Genomic DNA, 14,912 nt, shown 5'->3' on the forward strand with positions numbered 1-14,912 from the left:
TTATAGGTTTAGTGCACCAGCATGCCGGTGAACCAGTAGGCCTGGGCCAGAGTGATCAGGCCGACAATCGTGGCAAAGAATAGGCTGTGCTTGAGAGTGAAGCGGAACAGATCCGATTCCTTACCTACCAGCCCGGTCGCGGCGCAGGCCACGGCGATCGATTGTGGCGAGATCATCTTGCCGGTCACGCCGCCGCTGGTATTGGCGGCTACCAACAAGGTGTCATTGACGCCGATCTGGTGTGCGGTGGTCGCTTGCAGCGAACTGAACAGGGCGTTCGACGAAGTATCGGAACCGGTGAGGAACACACCGAGCCAGCCGAGGAACGGTGAGAAGAACGGGAAGGCTGCGCCGGTCGCGGCCAATACCAGAGCCATGGTCGAAGACATGCCCGAGTAGTTGGTGACGAAGGCGAAGGCCAGCACCATGCCGATCGACAGGATTGGCCAGCGCAGTTCGTAGAAGGTCTCTTTAAAAGTGGTCAGACCAGTTTTGAAGTTGATCTTCAGCACCAGCATCGAGATCAGCGCCGAGAAGAAAATCGCGGTGCCGGTCGCCGAGATCGGGTCGAGCTTGAACACCGCCGGAATCGCGGTCGGGGTGGCGACGATCGGCGCGGTCTTGATCACCAGTTGATCAAGGTGCGGGATGGCGAAGTTGAATACCCAGGCGTACATCGATCCGCCGGCGGCGAACATGGCTTTGAAGGGTTTGAGGGTCCAGATGGTCACCAGCACGGTGAGGATCAGGAACGGCGACCACGCCTTGAAAATTTCCCCAAGACTGTAAGGCGAAGCCACGGTGGTGCGCTTCTGGCCGAAACCGCCGACGCTGGCGGTAATCGCTGCGCTCGAGGTGGCGCCGGCGATCTGTGCACCGGCGGTGCGTTTTGGCTGCCAGACTTTAAGGAACAGAGTCAGGGAAATCAGGCTGGCTAGGGCCGAGGTGATGTCCGGCAGCTCCGGGCCGATGAAGTTCGAAGTGAAGTACTGGGTCACTGCGAAACTCAGGCCTGCGACCAGTGCTGCCGGCCAGGTTTCACGCACGCCACGCAGGCCGTCCATCATGAACACCAACCAGAACGGCACGAACAGCGACAGCAGTGGCAGTTGGCGGCCGGTCATGGCGCCGATCTTGAACGCGTCGATGCCGGTCACTTGCCCGGCAACAATGATTGGAATGCCCAGTGCGCCAAACGCCACTGGCGCGGTGTTGGCAATCAGGCACAGGCCGGCGGCGTACAGCGGGTTGAACCCGAGACCGACCAGCAGCGCAGCGGTAATCGCCACTGGCGCGCCGAAGCCGGCGGCACCTTCAAGAAATGCACCGAAGCAGAAACCGATCAGCAGCACCTGCAGACGCTGGTCGTCGGTGATCGACAGCACCGAACTGCGAATGACCTCGAACTGACCACTCTTGACCGTCAGTTTGTAGAGGAACACCGCCGCGACAATGATCCAGGCAATCGGCCACAGACCGTAGGCAAAGCCGTATCCGGCCGCGGCGAAGGCCATGTCGACCGGCATGTGGAAGGCGAAAATCGCCACGGCAATCGACAGGGCCAGCGTGATGCTGCCGGCCACGTGACCCTTGAGGCGGAACACCGCCAGCGCGAGAAAGAAGAAAACGATGGGGATGACGGCCGCAAGAGCGGAGACGCCGAGACTGCCGAGCGGGGTATAGAGCTGTTGCCAGGTTTGCATATGGGGTGGCCCCTAATTGTTGTTGGTCAGGCACTGTCAGCGTTCTTGGTTAATTGGTAATACCAATTTACAATCGCTGTTGGCTAGGGTAAAAGCCTTGATGTCGGTGTGTCAATTTGTCGCCCTGAAACTTTTGTCGAATAAGCGGTGCAGAGGGCATCTGATCCGGTCGGGCGAATGTGCGCTGACAGGTGTCGGCGGGGCGCCGATAGGCCAGAATAGAGAGCCCGGCGAGCGGTCGGGATCGTGGAGAAATGAGTTATGGGGTTTGATCAGATTCGTCAGCGCCGTTTGTCTGACGATATTGTCGAGCGCCTCGAGGGGATGATCCTCGAGGGCACGCTGAAGTCCGGTGAGCGGCTTCCGGCCGAGCGCGCTTTGGCCGAGCAGTTCGGCGTGTCGCGTCCGTCTTTGCGCGAAGCGATTCAGAAACTGGCGGCCAAGGGCTTGCTGGTCAGTCGCCAGGGCGGCGGCAATTATGTGGTGGAAACGCTCGGCTCGACCTTCAGTGATCCTCTGCTATTGCTGCTGGAGAGCAATCCCGAGGCGCAGCGCGACTTGCTTGAGTTTCGGCACACTCTGGAGGCATCGTGCGCCTATTACGCAGCATTGCGCGCCACGGATGTGGATCGGGAGCGTCTGACTGCTGCGTTCAATGAGTTGCAGGATTGCTATACGCGGCATGACGAAGTGAGCCGGGCGGAAGAGGGCGCGGCGGATGCGAAGTTTCATCTGGCGATCGCCGAAGCCAGCCACAACGCAGTGCTGCTGCACACCATTCGCGGGTTGTTCGATCTGCTCAAGCGCAACGTGGTGACCAACATTGGCGGCATGTACAAGCAGCGCACGGAAACCCGCGACATGCTGATCTCTCAGCACCGGGAGCTGTATCTGGCGATTATCGAGGGGCGTGCGGAGCAGGCGCGGGAGGTTTCCAGTCGGCACATTCTGTATGTGCAGGAAGTGCTGGAGGAGGTACGGCAGGAAGTTCAGCGCATGGCTCGGGCGGAGCGGCGCAAGGGAATGTAGCTTTTAGAGGCAAAAAGATCGCAGCCTTCGGCAGCTCTTACAGGGAAATTCTCATTCCTGTGTAGGAGCTGCCCCAGGCTGCGATCTTTTAAAGCAGGAAAATTATTCTTCCTTGCCCTTGTTGCGCACGGCGCGCTGCAGCTCTCGACCAGCGTCGCGTTCGCGCTCGGTGTCACGCTTGTCGTATTCCTTCTTGCCCTTGCCCAGAGCAATTTCGCACTTGACCATGTGCTTGCTCCAGTAGAAGGACAGGCACACGCAGGCGTAGCCTTTCTGTTGCACGGCAGCGGCGAGTTTTTCCAGCTCGCGCTTGTTCAGCAGCAGTTTGCGGGTGCGGGTCGGATCGGCGATGACGTGGGTGCTGGCGGTCATCAACGGCGTGATGTGACTGCCGAGGAGCCAGGCTTCGCCATCCTTGAGCAGCACGTAACTGTCGACCAGTTGCAGCTTGCTTGCCCGCAGACTTTTTACTTCCCAGCCGGCCAGGACCAGACCAGCCTCGAAACGATGTTCGATGAAGTAATCGTGTCGCGCCTTTTTGTTCTGCGCGATGGTCCCTGTTGGGTGTTTCTTCTGTTTAGCCATAGGGGCGGCATTATATGGAGATAAACGGTCCTCGGCTACGGTGATGCTGCGTGCTTGAGCACGTTGAGTGAATCCCGGACAATGCGGCCTCTTTTTCTAACGCTTGGGCGTGATATTCAATGTCGACAGACAAGGTTTCTGTCCACGGCAGTTGGGCTAGCCGCTGGGTTTTCATATTCGCCGCGACCGGTTCGGCCGTGGGACTGGGCAGCATCTGGAAATTCCCCTACATGGTCGGGGTCTACGGCGGCGGCGCCTTCGTGCTGATGTTTCTGGCCTGCATCGCCCTGATCGGGATCCCGGTCATGCTGGCTGAAACCCTGATCGGCCGCCGCGCACGGCAAAGTCCGGCGAACGCCCTGAAGGTGCTGGCGCTGGAAGCCGGGCATTCGGGCAAGTGGTCGTGGGGCGCATTTGCCGGGATGATCACGGCGTTGCTGATCCTGTCTTTCTATAGTGTGGTTGGCGGCTGGTCGCTGGATTACATCATCGACATGGGGCGCGGCGACTTCCAGGGCGCCACGGCGGAGCAGGTCGGCGCTTATTTCGGCAATGTCATCTCCGATCCCTGGCGCCTGACACTTTGGCACACAGTTTTCATGCTGTTGTCGGCCGTGGTGATCGCCAAAGGCGTGGTTGCCGGGCTTGAGCGCAGTCTGCGGATCATGATGCCGCTGCTGTTCGTGATGGTGCTGGTGTTGCTGGGTTACAGCATGACCACCGGGCATTTCATGGAAGGCGTGCATTTCATGTTCGATTTCCACCCGGAAAAAGTCCTCGACGGCTTGCTGCCCGCCATGGGCCATGCGTTCTTTTCCCTGAGCGTGGGCGTCGGCTCGATCATGATCTACGGCGCTTACATGACCAAGGAGGCCTCGTTGTCCGGCACCGTGGTCGGTGTGGCACTGCTCGACACCTTCGTGTCGCTGGTGGCCGGTCTGGCATTGTTTCCGATTGTGTTTGCTGGCGGTTTGAACCCTAGCGAAGGTCCGGGCCTGATGTTCGTCAGTCTGCCATTTGCCTTCGGTAACGTGGTTTTCGGCCAGTTGATGGGCGTGGTGTTCTTTGTCCTGGTGGCAATTGCCGCCTGGAGCTCGGCGATTTCCCTGCTCGAACCGATGGTTGCCTATTTGGTTGAACGCACGAAAATCAGCCGTGGCTGGGTGACTTTCTGGCTGGCATTTATTTGCTGGTTCGTCGGTCTGGGTACGGTTTTCTCCTTCAATATCTGGAAGGAAGCCAAATTTTTCGTGAACGATGGCGGGCTGTTTCATCTCTACCAATGGGGGGCGGCAGGCGGTCTGGACTTCTTCGGCGTGATCGATTTCTTCACCTCGCGGATCATGTTGCCGCTCGGTGGCTTGTGCTTCGTGCTGTTTGCCGGTTGGGTGATGGGGCGTGAGGCGGTGCGTGACGAGTTGTCGATTCGTAACCCGGCGCTGTTTGCCCTGTCCTTGTTCTTGATGCGCTACGTGGCGCCTATCGGCATTCTTGTAGTGTTTGCCGCTCAGCTCTGGAAGTAACGCTTACATGACGACACATATTCAACGTTCGGCGTTGCTGCCATACCCGGCGCAATTCCTCTACGACCTGGTCAACGACGTCGCGCGTTACCCGGAATTCTTGCCATGGTGCTCGTCCGCCGAGGTGCTGGAGAGTTCGCCCGAGCACATGCGTGCCAGCGTTGGCGTGGCCAAGGGCGGTCTGAGTCAGCACTTCGTCACGCGCAATACGCTGGTGCCGGGGCAATCGATCGAGATGAACCTGGAAGAAGGCCCGTTCAACCAACTGCATGGCGTCTGGGTCTTCAAAGCGTTGAACGAGAAGGCCTGCAAGATCAGTCTTGACCTGTCTTTCGACTACGCCGGCCCGCTGGTGCGCGCGACGCTCGGCCCGCTGTTCAATCAGGCGGCGAATACGTTGGTGGATGCGTTCTGCCAGCGCGCCAAGCAGATGCATGGTTGAGCCGGTGATCGAGATTGAGGTGGTGTATGCCGCCGTGGATCGTCAGATCTTGCGCACTTTGAGCGTTCCTGAAGGGACGACAGTGCGTGAGACGGTGCTCAAGTCAGGTATTGGCGATGAATTTCCGGAGCTGGACCTGAACGAATGTCCGCTGGGAATCTTCGGCAAGGTGGTGGCTGATTCACAGGTTCGCTTGATTCAGGCAGGGGATCGCATCGAGATCTACCGGCCGCTATTGGCAGATCCGAAAGAGGTTCGGCGCTTGCGGGCGGCCAAGGCTGCCGAAGCCAAGGCGCGAAATCAGTAGGACGAGCAAATCGCAGGCAATAAAAAACCCGGAAATTCCGGGTTTTTTATTGCCTCGCACATTACTGCGGCGAGGTGTCCAGCGGTTCAGGCGTCGGAACCGGAACGGTTTCAACACCGTCCACATCCTTCTGGATCGAATCCAGCAAGGAGCCCGGTTTGGCTGGTTGTTCCGGCTTCGGCTTCTCGGCGTTTTCAGCAGGGGCGGTCACGCTGGTGCCACTGTCCTTGCCGAGAATGGCTTCGTCACGGCTCACGCCCGGCATGAAGTCACCGGACAGGCTGACAAGCTGGTCGTTGGAGTTGAAGTTAACACTCACGCGTTCCTGTTGGCGTTCACCGCCACCAGGTTGCAGGCTGTACAGATAATCCCAGCGATCGGCATGGAACGTGTCGGTCAGCAGAGGGTTACCCATGATAAACCGTACTTGCCGACGGGTCATTCCCGGGCGTAACTGGTCTATCATGTCCTGCGTGACGACATTGCCCTGCTGGATGTCGATTTTGTAAACCCCGGGGAATGAACAACCGGCGAGTGCGAGCAGTCCCACAAAGGTGAAACTGGTTAGCAAGAGCTTGGTGTTTTGCATCGGTGGGCGACTTCCACTATCTTGGCTGGGACAACGTAAACGCCGATCATACCCGCATTAAGAGAAGCTGCGAAGCAGCATCGCGAGAAAGCTGACCATGGTTGAAAATAGCGAACTACGCAAAGCCGGCCTCAAAGTGACCCTGCCACGGGTCAAGATCCTGCAAATGCTCGACTCTACCGAGCAGCGTCACATGAGTGCCGAAGACGTCTACAAGGCGTTGATGGAAGCGGGCGAGGACGTCGGTCTGGCCACGGTTTACCGTGTTCTGACCCAGTTCGAAGCCGCTGGCCTCGTGGTCCGTCACAACTTCGACGGTGGCCACGCGGTATTCGAATTGGCCGACGGTGGCCACCACGACCACATGGTCAACGTGGAAACCGGTGAAGTCGTCGAATTCGTCAGTCCGGAAATCGAAAAGCTCCAGAAGGCAATTGCCGAGGAGCACGGTGTTGATCTGGTAGATCACAATCTGGTGCTGTACGTACGCAAGAAAAAGTAAGCATGTCGCGCGAATTTCAGGTTCGCGAAACGAACGAAGGCGACCCAAGGGTCGCCTTCGTGCTTTCTGCTGTGCTTAAACTTTTGCGGTAACCACCATTTTTTTTGCGTGAGCCAAAGACTCTTTGGTCAGGTCGATGCCGCCCAGCATCCGCGCCACTTCTTCTATACGGTCGTTCTTGCTCAGCTTGGACACGGCGGTGTGAGTCGCCTGTTCGCCCCGTACCTTGTGCACGAACAAATGCTGATGACCCTGCGCTGCCACTTGCGGCAAGTGCGTCACGGTCAGTACCTGCCCGCGATCGCCAAGACGTCGCAACAACTGGCCGACGATTTCGGCGGTCGGCCCGCCGATACCCACGTCCACTTCGTCGAATACCAGGGTCGGCACTCTTGAGGTCTGCGCGGTAATCACCTGAATCGCCAGACTGATCCGCGACAGCTCGCCGCCGGAGGCCACTTTGGCCAGCGCCTTCAGTGGCTGGCCGGGGTTGGCGCTGACCAGCAGTTCAACCTGTTCCAGACCATTGGGCAGCAGTTCGTCGCTGCTATTGGCGCGCAATTCAATGGTGAAGCGCCCGCCCGGCATGCCCAAGCGCTGGATTTCCTGCTCCACGGCGCTGGCAAGGCTGCCGGCGGCCTGGTGACGCAAGTCGCTCAGCTCTCGGGCCTTCTCTTGATAATGGCGTGCGTAGGACGCCAGTTCTTCACCCAGGCGCTCGATAGATTCGTCGTTGGCGTTAAGGGTTTCGATCTCATCCAGCAACTTCTGCTGCATCTCGGCGACTTCGGTTGGCTGGATCCGGTGCTTGCGGGCCAGGGTGTAAATTGCGTCGAGGCGTTCTTCCAGATACTGCAGGCGCGCCGGATCGGCATCGAAGTTGTCGAGGAAGCGATTGAGTTCGCCCACGGCTTCTTCGACCTGGATCTGCGCGCTGGTCAGCAGGCTGCTGGCTTCGCCCAGTGCGCCAACCGAGTTGTTCACGCTCGACAGGCGATTGAGGCTGGCGGTCAGTGCATTCAGCACATTGCCGGAATCGCTTTCGCTGCACTGCTCGACCACCTGTCGGCAGATGCCGAGCAGGGTTTCGGCATTGGTCAGATTCTTGTGTTCCTGCTCCAGCTGTTCCAGCTCGTTGTCGCCGAGGCCGAGGTTTTCCAGTTCTTCAAGCTGGTAGCTGAGCAGTTGGTGGCGCGCGCGTTGTTCGTCGCCAGAATTGGAGAGGCGCTCCAGCTCCTGGCGGGTTTGACGCCAGCGCTGCGCGGCGAGTTGGACCTGACGGGCCAGGTCGGTAGCGCCGGCGTATTCGTCGAGCAGGCGGCGATGGGTATCGGTTTTCAGCAGCGATTGATGTTCGTGCTGGCTGTGGATATCGATCAGCAGTTCGCCGAGGGCCTTGAGATCGCCGAGCGGGCAGGGCGTGCCATTGATATAGCCGCGTGAACGGCCTTCAGCGGTGATCACCCGACGCAGGATGCATGGGCCGTCGTTTTCGAGATCGCGTTCGGCCAGCCAGGCATGGGCTTCGGGAATGTCGACCAGATCGAAGGTGGCCAGAATGTCGGCCTTGTCGGCGCCTGGGCGAACCACGCCGCTGTCGGCGCGATCGCCCAGGGTCAGGCCCAGGGCGTCGAGCATGATCGACTTGCCGGCGCCGGTTTCCCCTGTGATCACGCTCATCCCGCGATCGAGTTCTAGATCGAGATGTTCAACGATGGCGTAGTTATGTACGGACAGGTGCACCAGCATAAAGGCCGCTCCCAGGCTTTAGGTCTGGTTATTTATACAGTGTTTTGTTTCAGGCTGACAATGCCCTCGCTTAGCTCGATTTGCTTGATCCGATCAAATGCTTAGTCCGAGCGGGAATGACAATGCAGCACTTTTTTGTAGGGTTAATCATTGCAGGCCCTTGAAGCCTGATTTTGCGGCCCCATATATCGGGGCAGAAGCGCGAGTACAGCTCGCGGACGTAATTGAAAGGAGAATTCTATGGCTGACGAACAGACAGTAGATACGCAAAATCCAGAAGCCAATCAGGCGCCCGAAACTTTGGGTGACGACCTGGCGACCCGTGTACAAGTGCTCGAAGAGCAGTTGGCCGCCGCGCAGGATCAGTCGCTGCGCGTAGCTGCCGATCTGCAGAACGTCCGCCGTCGTGCCGAGCAGGATGTCGAGAAGGCGCACAAGTTTGCGCTGGAAAAGTTCGCCGGTGACTTGCTGCCGATCGTTGACAGCCTGGAGCGCGGCCTCGAACTGTCGAGCCCGGACGACGAAAGCATCCGTCCGATGCGCGAAGGCATCGAGCTGACCCTGAAAATGTTCCACGACACCCTCAAGCGTTACCAGCTTGAAGCGATCGATCCGCATGGCGAACCGTTCAATGCCGTTCACCATCAGGCGATGGCCATGCAGGAAAGCGCCGACGTCGAACCGAACAGCGTTCTGAAGGTGTTCCAGAAGGGCTACCAGCTCAATGGCCGCCTGTTGCGTCCGGCCATGGTTGTGGTCAGCAAGGCGCCGGCGCCAATTTCGCCTTCGATTGACGAGAAGGCTTGAAATTAGCCGCAAGGCCCCCATTTAGAAGTCAAGCGTTTAAGTATTACCGCAGTTAGCCACCACTGCTGCGGCAACAAAATCCAAAGTTTCGGGAGAGTGAACATGGGCAAAATTATCGGTATCGACCTGGGGACTACCAACTCCTGCGTCTCCGTGCTGGAAAACGGCGTAGCCAAAGTTATCGAAAACGCCGAAGGCGCGCGTACCACGCCGTCGATCATCGCTTACGCCAACGATGGTGAAATCCTCGTTGGTCAGTCGGCCAAGCGTCAGGCAGTGACCAACCCGCACAACACCCTGTACGCGGTGAAGCGTCTGATCGGTCGCAAGTTCGACGAAGAAGTCGTACAGAAAGACATCAAGATGGTCCCGTACAAAATCGCCAAGGCTGACAACGGCGACGCCTGGGTTGAAGTGAACGGCCAGAAAATGGCGCCGCCACAAATCTCGGCTGAAATTCTGAAGAAGATGAAGAAGACCGCCGAAGACTACCTCGGCGAGCCCGTGACCGAAGCGGTAATCACCGTTCCGGCCTACTTCAACGACAGCCAGCGTCAGGCGACCAAAGACGCCGGCCGCATCGCCGGTCTGGACGTTAAACGTATCATCAACGAACCAACCGCAGCTGCTCTGGCTTACGGTATGGACAAGGCCAAGGGCGATCACACCGTGATCGTTTATGACCTGGGTGGCGGTACTTTCGACGTTTCGGTGATCGAGATCGCTGAAGTTGACGGCGAGCACCAGTTCGAAGTGTTGGCCACCAACGGTGACACCTTCCTCGGCGGTGAAGACTTCGACATTCGTCTGATCGACTACCTCGTTGACGAATTCAAGAAAGAAAGCGGCATGAACCTCAAAGGTGACCCGCTGGCCATGCAGCGCCTGAAAGAAGCCGCTGAGAAAGCCAAGATCGAGCTGTCGTCCGCGCAGTCGACCGACGTCAACCTGCCGTACATCACTGCAGACGCTACCGGTCCTAAGCACCTGAACGTGAAGATTTCGCGTGCCAAGCTCGAAGCACTGGTTGAAGACCTGGTTCAGCGCACCATCGAGCCTTGCCGTATCGCTATGAAAGACGCCGGTATCGACGTTGGCGCGATCAACGACGTGATTCTGGTCGGCGGTCAGACCCGTATGCCGCTGGTACAGAAGCTGGTGACCGATTTCTTCGGTAAAGAAGCACGTAAAGACGTGAACCCGGACGAAGCGGTTGCCATGGGTGCTGCGATCCAGGGCGCCGTTCTGGCCGGTGACGTGAAAGACGTTCTGCTGCTCGACGTCAGCCCGCTGACCCTGGGTATCGAAACCATGGGTGGCGTGATGACCGCGCTGATCGAGAAAAACACCACGATTCCTACCAAGAAATCGCAAGTGTTCTCGACTGCCGACGACAACCAGGGCGCTGTGACCATTCACGTTCTGCAAGGTGAGCGTAAGCAAGCCGCACAGAACAAGTCCCTGGGCAAGTTCGACCTGGCCGACATTCCACCAGCTCCACGTGGCGTGCCGCAGATCGAAGTGACCTTCGACATCGACGCTAACGGCATCCTGCACGTTGGTGCGAAAGACAAGGCGACCGGTAAAGAGCAGAAGATCACCATCAAGGCCAACTCCGGTCTGTCGGATGAAGAAATTCAGAAGATGGTTCGCGATGCCGAGCTGAACGCCGAGGAAGACCGCAAGTTCGCTGAACTGGCTGAATCCCGTAACAAGGGTGATGCACTGGTTCACTCGACTCGCAAAATGGTTACCGAAGCGGGCGACAAGGTCAGCGCTGAAGAGAAGACCGCGATCGAAGCCGCTGTGGTTGCACTGGAAGCCGCTGTGAAAGGCGACGACAAGGCTGCCATCGAAGCGAAGATCGAAGAGCTGTCGAAAGTCTCGGCTCCGGTCGCTCAGAAGATGTACGCCGAACAGGCTCAGCCTGCTGAAGGCGCGGCGCCGCACGACGAGAAAGCTGAAAAGGCTGACGATGTTGTCGATGCCGAGTTCGAAGAAGTCAAAGACCACAAGTAAGTTGTTGGTCGGCCGGTTGACTGCCTTGCGGCGGTGACTGGTAGGATGTCGCCGCGCGGGAGCTTGCTCCCGCGTTGGCGTATCTGGAATACACGAATTTTTACAGCATGCGACAAGGTTCGCCTGCTGCTGGTATGGCCGGGAATGCTCCTGCTTTTCGCGCCGCAAGTACCAAAAGAAACAAAGACCAGGATCGTTGAATTGACGTGAGTTGGGTCCGGGCCTGTATTGGGGCTCAACGAGTTTGGCCATCCTCAGGAGGGGTTTGCCGAACGTCCTCAAGAGTGCAAAAGACTTATGGCAAAGCGTGACTATTACGAAGTATTGGGTGTAGAGCGTGGTTCAAGCGATGCAGACCTGAAGAAGGCCTATCGTCGTCTGGCGATGAAGCATCACCCGGACCGTAATCCCGATGACAAAGCGTCGGAAGAACTGTTCAAAGAGGCCAACGAGGCCTACGAAGTATTGTCCGATTCGAGCAAGCGCGCGGCGTACGACCAGTACGGTCATGCTGGCGTCGACCCAAGCATGGGTGGCGGTGGCGCCGGTTTCGGCGGGCAGAACTTCTCCGACATCTTTGGCGATGTCTTCAGTGACTTCTTCGGTGGCGGTCGTGGCGGTTCCCGTGGCGGCGCCCAGCGCGGCAGCGATCTGCGCTACACCCTGGAGCTGAATCTGGAAGAAGCGGTGCGCGGCACTACCGTGAATATCCGCGTTCCGACACTGGTCAATTGCAAGCCATGCGATGGTTCCGGTGCGAAGAAAGGCTCGTCGCCATCAACCTGCCCGACCTGCGGCGGCATCGGCCAGGTGCGTATGCAGCAGGGCTTCTTCTCGGTGCAGCAGACCTGCCCGCGCTGCCATGGCCAAGGCAAGATCATTTCCGATCCGTGCGATTCCTGCCACGGCGACGGTCGCGTCGAAGAGTACAAGACCCTGTCGGTGAAGGTGCCGGCTGGCGTTGATACCGGCGACCGCATTCGTCTGTCTGGCGAGGGCGAGGCGGGCACCCAGGGCGGCCCGACCGGCGACCTGTACGTGGTGATCAACGTGCGCGAACACGACATCTTCCAGCGCGATGGCAAACATCTGTTCTGCGAAGTGCCGATCAGCTTTGTTGATGCGGCGCTCGGCGGCGAGCTGGAAATCCCGACCCTCGACGGTCGCGTCAAACTGAAAATCCCTGAAGGCACCCAGACCGGCAAGCAGTTCCGTGTACGCGGCAAAGGCGTGGCGCCGGTGCGGGGCGGTGGTGCGGGCGACTTGATGTGCCGTGTAGCGGTCGAGACCCCGGTCAATCTGAATCGTCGTCAGCGCGAATTGCTCGAAGAGTTCCGCAGCTCGCTGGCGGATGACAACAGTCACTCGCCAAAAACCACCGGTTGGTTCGATGGCGTGAAGCGCTTCTTCGGCGATCTGTAAGGAGTCGGCATGCGACGTATAGCTGTGATGGGCGCCGCCGGGCGCATGGGCAAGATTCTGGTCGAGGCCGTGCAACAGCGCGCGCCGCTGACCGGCCTGACCGCGGCGATCGTTCGTCCCGGCAGTACGCTGATCGGGGTGGATGCCGGTGAGCTGGCTTCGCTGGGTCGCATCGGTGTGCCGTTGTCCGGCAATCTCGAATCGGTGGCTGAAGAGTTCGATGTGCTGATCGATTTCACCCTGCCGGAAGTCATGCTGAAAAACCTCGCGTTCTGTCGCAAGGCTGGCAAGGCCATGGTCATCGGCACCACGGGGCTGGATGCTGCGCAGAAGCAACTGCTGGCCGAGGCGGGCAAGGATATTCCGATCGTCTTCGCGGCCAACTTCAGTGTCGGGGTCAACCTGTCGCTGAAGCTGCTCGAAATGACCGCCCGGGTGCTGGGCGATGATGCGGACATCGAGATCATCGAGGCGCATCACCGGCACAAGATCGATGCGCCTTCGGGTACTGCCCTGCGCATGGGCGAGGTGATTGCCGATGCGCTGGATCGTGATCTGCAGAAGGTTGCGGTCTATGGTCGTGAAGGCCACACCGGTGCGCGCGAGCGGGAAACCATCGGTTTCGCTACCGTGCGTGGTGGTGATGTGGTCGGCGATCACACCGTGCTGTTCGCTTGCGAAGGCGAGCGCCTGGAGATCACGCACAAGGCTTCCAGTCGCATGACATTCGCCAAGGGTGCGGTGCGTGCGGCGTTGTGGCTGGATGGTCGCGAGCCGGGTCTGTACGACATGCAGGACGTGCTCGACCTGCATTAATTGACTGCTTTACCCAGCGCAAACGCCCGGTTTGCGCTGGTTTTTCTGCACCGCGCGACGGCCTGTCGCATTCTCCGGCCTTTTAGGCTCTTTAGCGGTGGACCAAAAAAGCCTTTTTCTGTAAGCTACAGCTTTAGTGTGTCCACTAAAAGCGCGCAGAATAATTCGGTGAAGAAGCGGGGTGACGTGTCCATACGTCACTCCGCTTTTTTACAACCTGCGATTGCCCTTTCATGCGTTATTTACGGGAGGTCTTCTTGACTAAGCCAGCCATACTCGCCCTTGCTGATGGCAGCATTTTTCGCGGCGAAGCCATTGGAGCCGACGGTCAAACCGTTGGTGAGGTGGTGTTCAACACCGCAATGACCGGCTATCAGGAAATCCTTACCGATCCTTCCTACGCCCAGCAGATCGTTACCCTGACTTACCCGCACATCGGCAACACCGGCACCACGCCGGAAGACGCCGAGTCTGACCGCGTATGGTCCGCAGGCCTGGTGATTCGTGACCTGCCGCTGGTAGCGAGCAACTGGCGTAACACGATGTCCCTGTCCGACTACCTGAAAGCCAACAACGTTGTGGCAATCGCTGGTATCGATACTCGTCGCCTGACCCGCATCCTGCGTGAAAAAGGCGCACAGAACGGCTGCATCATGGCCGGCGACAACATCTCCGAAGAAGCTGCAATTGCCGCCGCGCAAGGCTTCCCGGGCCTGAAGGGCATGGATCTGGCGAAAGTCGTCAGCACCAAGGAAAAGTACGAATGGCGCTCCACTGTCTGGGACTTGAAGACCGACAGCCACGCGACCATCGAAGCCTCCGAACTGCCATACCACGTGGTTGCCTACGACTACGGCGTCAAACTGAACATCCTGCGCATGCTGGTCGAGCGCGGCTGCCGCGTGACCGTGGTGCCGGCGCAAACCCCGGCTGCCGATGTGCTGGCACTCAAGCCGGACGGCGTGTTCCTGTCCAACGGCCCTGGTGACCCGGAGCCTTGCGACTACGCGATCAAGGCGATCAAGGAAGTGCTGGAAACCGAGATTCCGGTATTCGGTATCTGCCTCGGTCACCAACTGCTGGCTCTGGCCTCCGGCGCCAAGACCCTGAAAATGGGTCACGGCCACCACGGTGCCAACCACCCGGTACAGGATCTGGACACTGGCGTTGTGATGATCACCAGCCAGAACCACGGTTTCGCGGTTGACGAAGCGACCCTGCCGGCCAACGTGCGTGCGATCCACAAGTCGCTGTTCGACGGCACCCTGCAAGGCATCGAGCGCACTGACAAGAGCGCGTTCAGCTTCCAGGGCCACCCTGAAGCGAGCCCGGGCCCGAACGATGTGGCGCCCCTGTTCGACCGCTTCATCAACGAGATGGCCAAGCGACGCTAAGCGTTCGCCTTGAGACTGTAGCGAG

14 protein-coding genes are annotated in these 14,912 nt (G+C 58.9%); 10 read left to right on the forward strand and 4 right to left on the reverse strand.

Annotated features, from left to right (window positions below):
• Positions 1 to 8: 8 nt before the first annotated feature.
• Positions 9 to 1,703, reverse strand: coding sequence for a lactate permease LctP family transporter (locus KCG87_RS25560; protein WP_210559115.1), 1,695 nt, complete (start codon positions 1,701 to 1,703; stop codon positions 9 to 11).
• Between the two features lie 261 nt (positions 1,704 to 1,964).
• Here KCG87_RS25560 and KCG87_RS25565 point away from each other — a divergent pair, with 261 nt between their 5' ends.
• Positions 1,965 to 2,732 (forward strand): GntR family transcriptional regulator, encoded by a 768-nt coding sequence (locus KCG87_RS25565; protein ID WP_027610772.1) that lies wholly within the window; start codon positions 1,965 to 1,967, stop codon positions 2,730 to 2,732.
• Positions 2,733 to 2,834: 102 nt separating this feature from the next.
• Here the strand turns inward: KCG87_RS25565 and smpB are convergent, their stop codons facing one another.
• Entirely contained in the window at positions 2,835 to 3,317 is a 483-nt protein-coding gene (gene smpB / locus KCG87_RS25570) for an SsrA-binding protein SmpB (RefSeq protein WP_003221505.1), read from the reverse strand.
• Positions 3,318 to 3,436: 119 nt separating this feature from the next.
• Here smpB and KCG87_RS25575 point away from each other — a divergent pair, with 119 nt between their 5' ends.
• Genes KCG87_RS25575 through KCG87_RS25585 form a run of 3 tightly spaced genes read left to right on the forward strand, consistent with a single transcriptional unit; the run spans position 3,437 to position 5,589 of the window.
• Positions 3,437 to 4,840: a sodium-dependent transporter gene (locus KCG87_RS25575; RefSeq protein WP_007961408.1), complete on the forward strand. Its 1,404-nt coding sequence runs from the start codon at positions 3,437 to 3,439 to the stop codon at positions 4,838 to 4,840.
• 7 nt (positions 4,841 to 4,847) lie between these two features.
• Entirely contained in the window at positions 4,848 to 5,282 is a 435-nt protein-coding gene (locus KCG87_RS25580) for a type II toxin-antitoxin system RatA family toxin (protein ID WP_003221509.1), read from the forward strand.
• Complete coding sequence (locus KCG87_RS25585) at positions 5,275 to 5,589, forward strand: RnfH family protein (protein ID WP_183784723.1); 315 nt, start codon at positions 5,275 to 5,277, stop codon at positions 5,587 to 5,589. Before KCG87_RS25580 ends, KCG87_RS25585 begins: the two co-directional genes overlap by 8 nt.
• Positions 5,590 to 5,650: 61 nt before the next feature.
• Here KCG87_RS25585 and KCG87_RS25590 read toward each other — a convergent pair whose 3' ends face one another.
• On the reverse strand, positions 5,651 to 6,178 hold the full coding sequence (locus KCG87_RS25590; RefSeq protein WP_027610774.1) for an outer membrane protein assembly factor BamE: 528 nt from the start codon (positions 6,176 to 6,178) through the stop codon (positions 5,651 to 5,653).
• 97 nt (positions 6,179 to 6,275) lie between these two features.
• On the opposite strand from KCG87_RS25590, the gene fur reads away from it, so the two are divergent.
• Positions 6,276 to 6,680 (forward strand): ferric iron uptake transcriptional regulator, encoded by a 405-nt coding sequence (gene fur, locus KCG87_RS25595; RefSeq protein ID WP_003221515.1) that lies wholly within the window; start codon positions 6,276 to 6,278, stop codon positions 6,678 to 6,680.
• Between the two features lie 75 nt (positions 6,681 to 6,755).
• Here fur and recN read toward each other — a convergent pair whose 3' ends face one another.
• A complete protein-coding gene (gene recN / locus KCG87_RS25600; protein WP_210559116.1) occupies positions 6,756 to 8,429 on the reverse strand; it encodes a DNA repair protein RecN in 1,674 nt (557 codons plus the stop codon).
• Between the two features lie 240 nt (positions 8,430 to 8,669).
• Between recN and grpE the strand changes: the two genes are divergently transcribed.
• The 5 genes from grpE (at position 8,670) to carA (ending at position 14,887) form a co-directional block, all read left to right on the forward strand.
• Positions 8,670 to 9,236, forward strand: a complete 567-nt coding sequence (gene grpE / locus KCG87_RS25605) for a nucleotide exchange factor GrpE (RefSeq protein WP_210559117.1) — start codon at positions 8,670 to 8,672, stop codon at positions 9,234 to 9,236.
• A 102-nt stretch (positions 9,237 to 9,338) separates the two neighbouring features.
• A complete protein-coding gene (dnaK, locus tag KCG87_RS25610) occupies positions 9,339 to 11,255 on the forward strand; it encodes a molecular chaperone DnaK (protein ID WP_003221521.1) in 1,917 nt (638 codons plus the stop codon).
• A gap of 297 nt (positions 11,256 to 11,552) precedes the next feature.
• Positions 11,553 to 12,677: a molecular chaperone DnaJ gene (gene dnaJ / locus KCG87_RS25615; protein ID WP_003221522.1), complete on the forward strand. Its 1,125-nt coding sequence runs from the start codon at positions 11,553 to 11,555 to the stop codon at positions 12,675 to 12,677.
• 9 nt (positions 12,678 to 12,686) lie between these two features.
• Positions 12,687 to 13,493 (forward strand): 4-hydroxy-tetrahydrodipicolinate reductase, encoded by an 807-nt coding sequence (dapB, locus tag KCG87_RS25620; RefSeq protein ID WP_003221523.1) that lies wholly within the window; start codon positions 12,687 to 12,689, stop codon positions 13,491 to 13,493.
• A gap of 257 nt (positions 13,494 to 13,750) precedes the next feature.
• Entirely contained in the window at positions 13,751 to 14,887 is a 1,137-nt protein-coding gene (gene carA, locus KCG87_RS25625) for a glutamine-hydrolyzing carbamoyl-phosphate synthase small subunit (protein ID WP_027610776.1), read from the forward strand.
• Positions 14,888 to 14,912 lie beyond the last annotated feature (25 nt).

Source organism: Pseudomonas sp. MWU347 (genome assembly GCF_017947305.1).
Lineage (GTDB): Bacteria > Pseudomonadota > Gammaproteobacteria > Pseudomonadales > Pseudomonadaceae > Aquipseudomonas > Aquipseudomonas putida_A.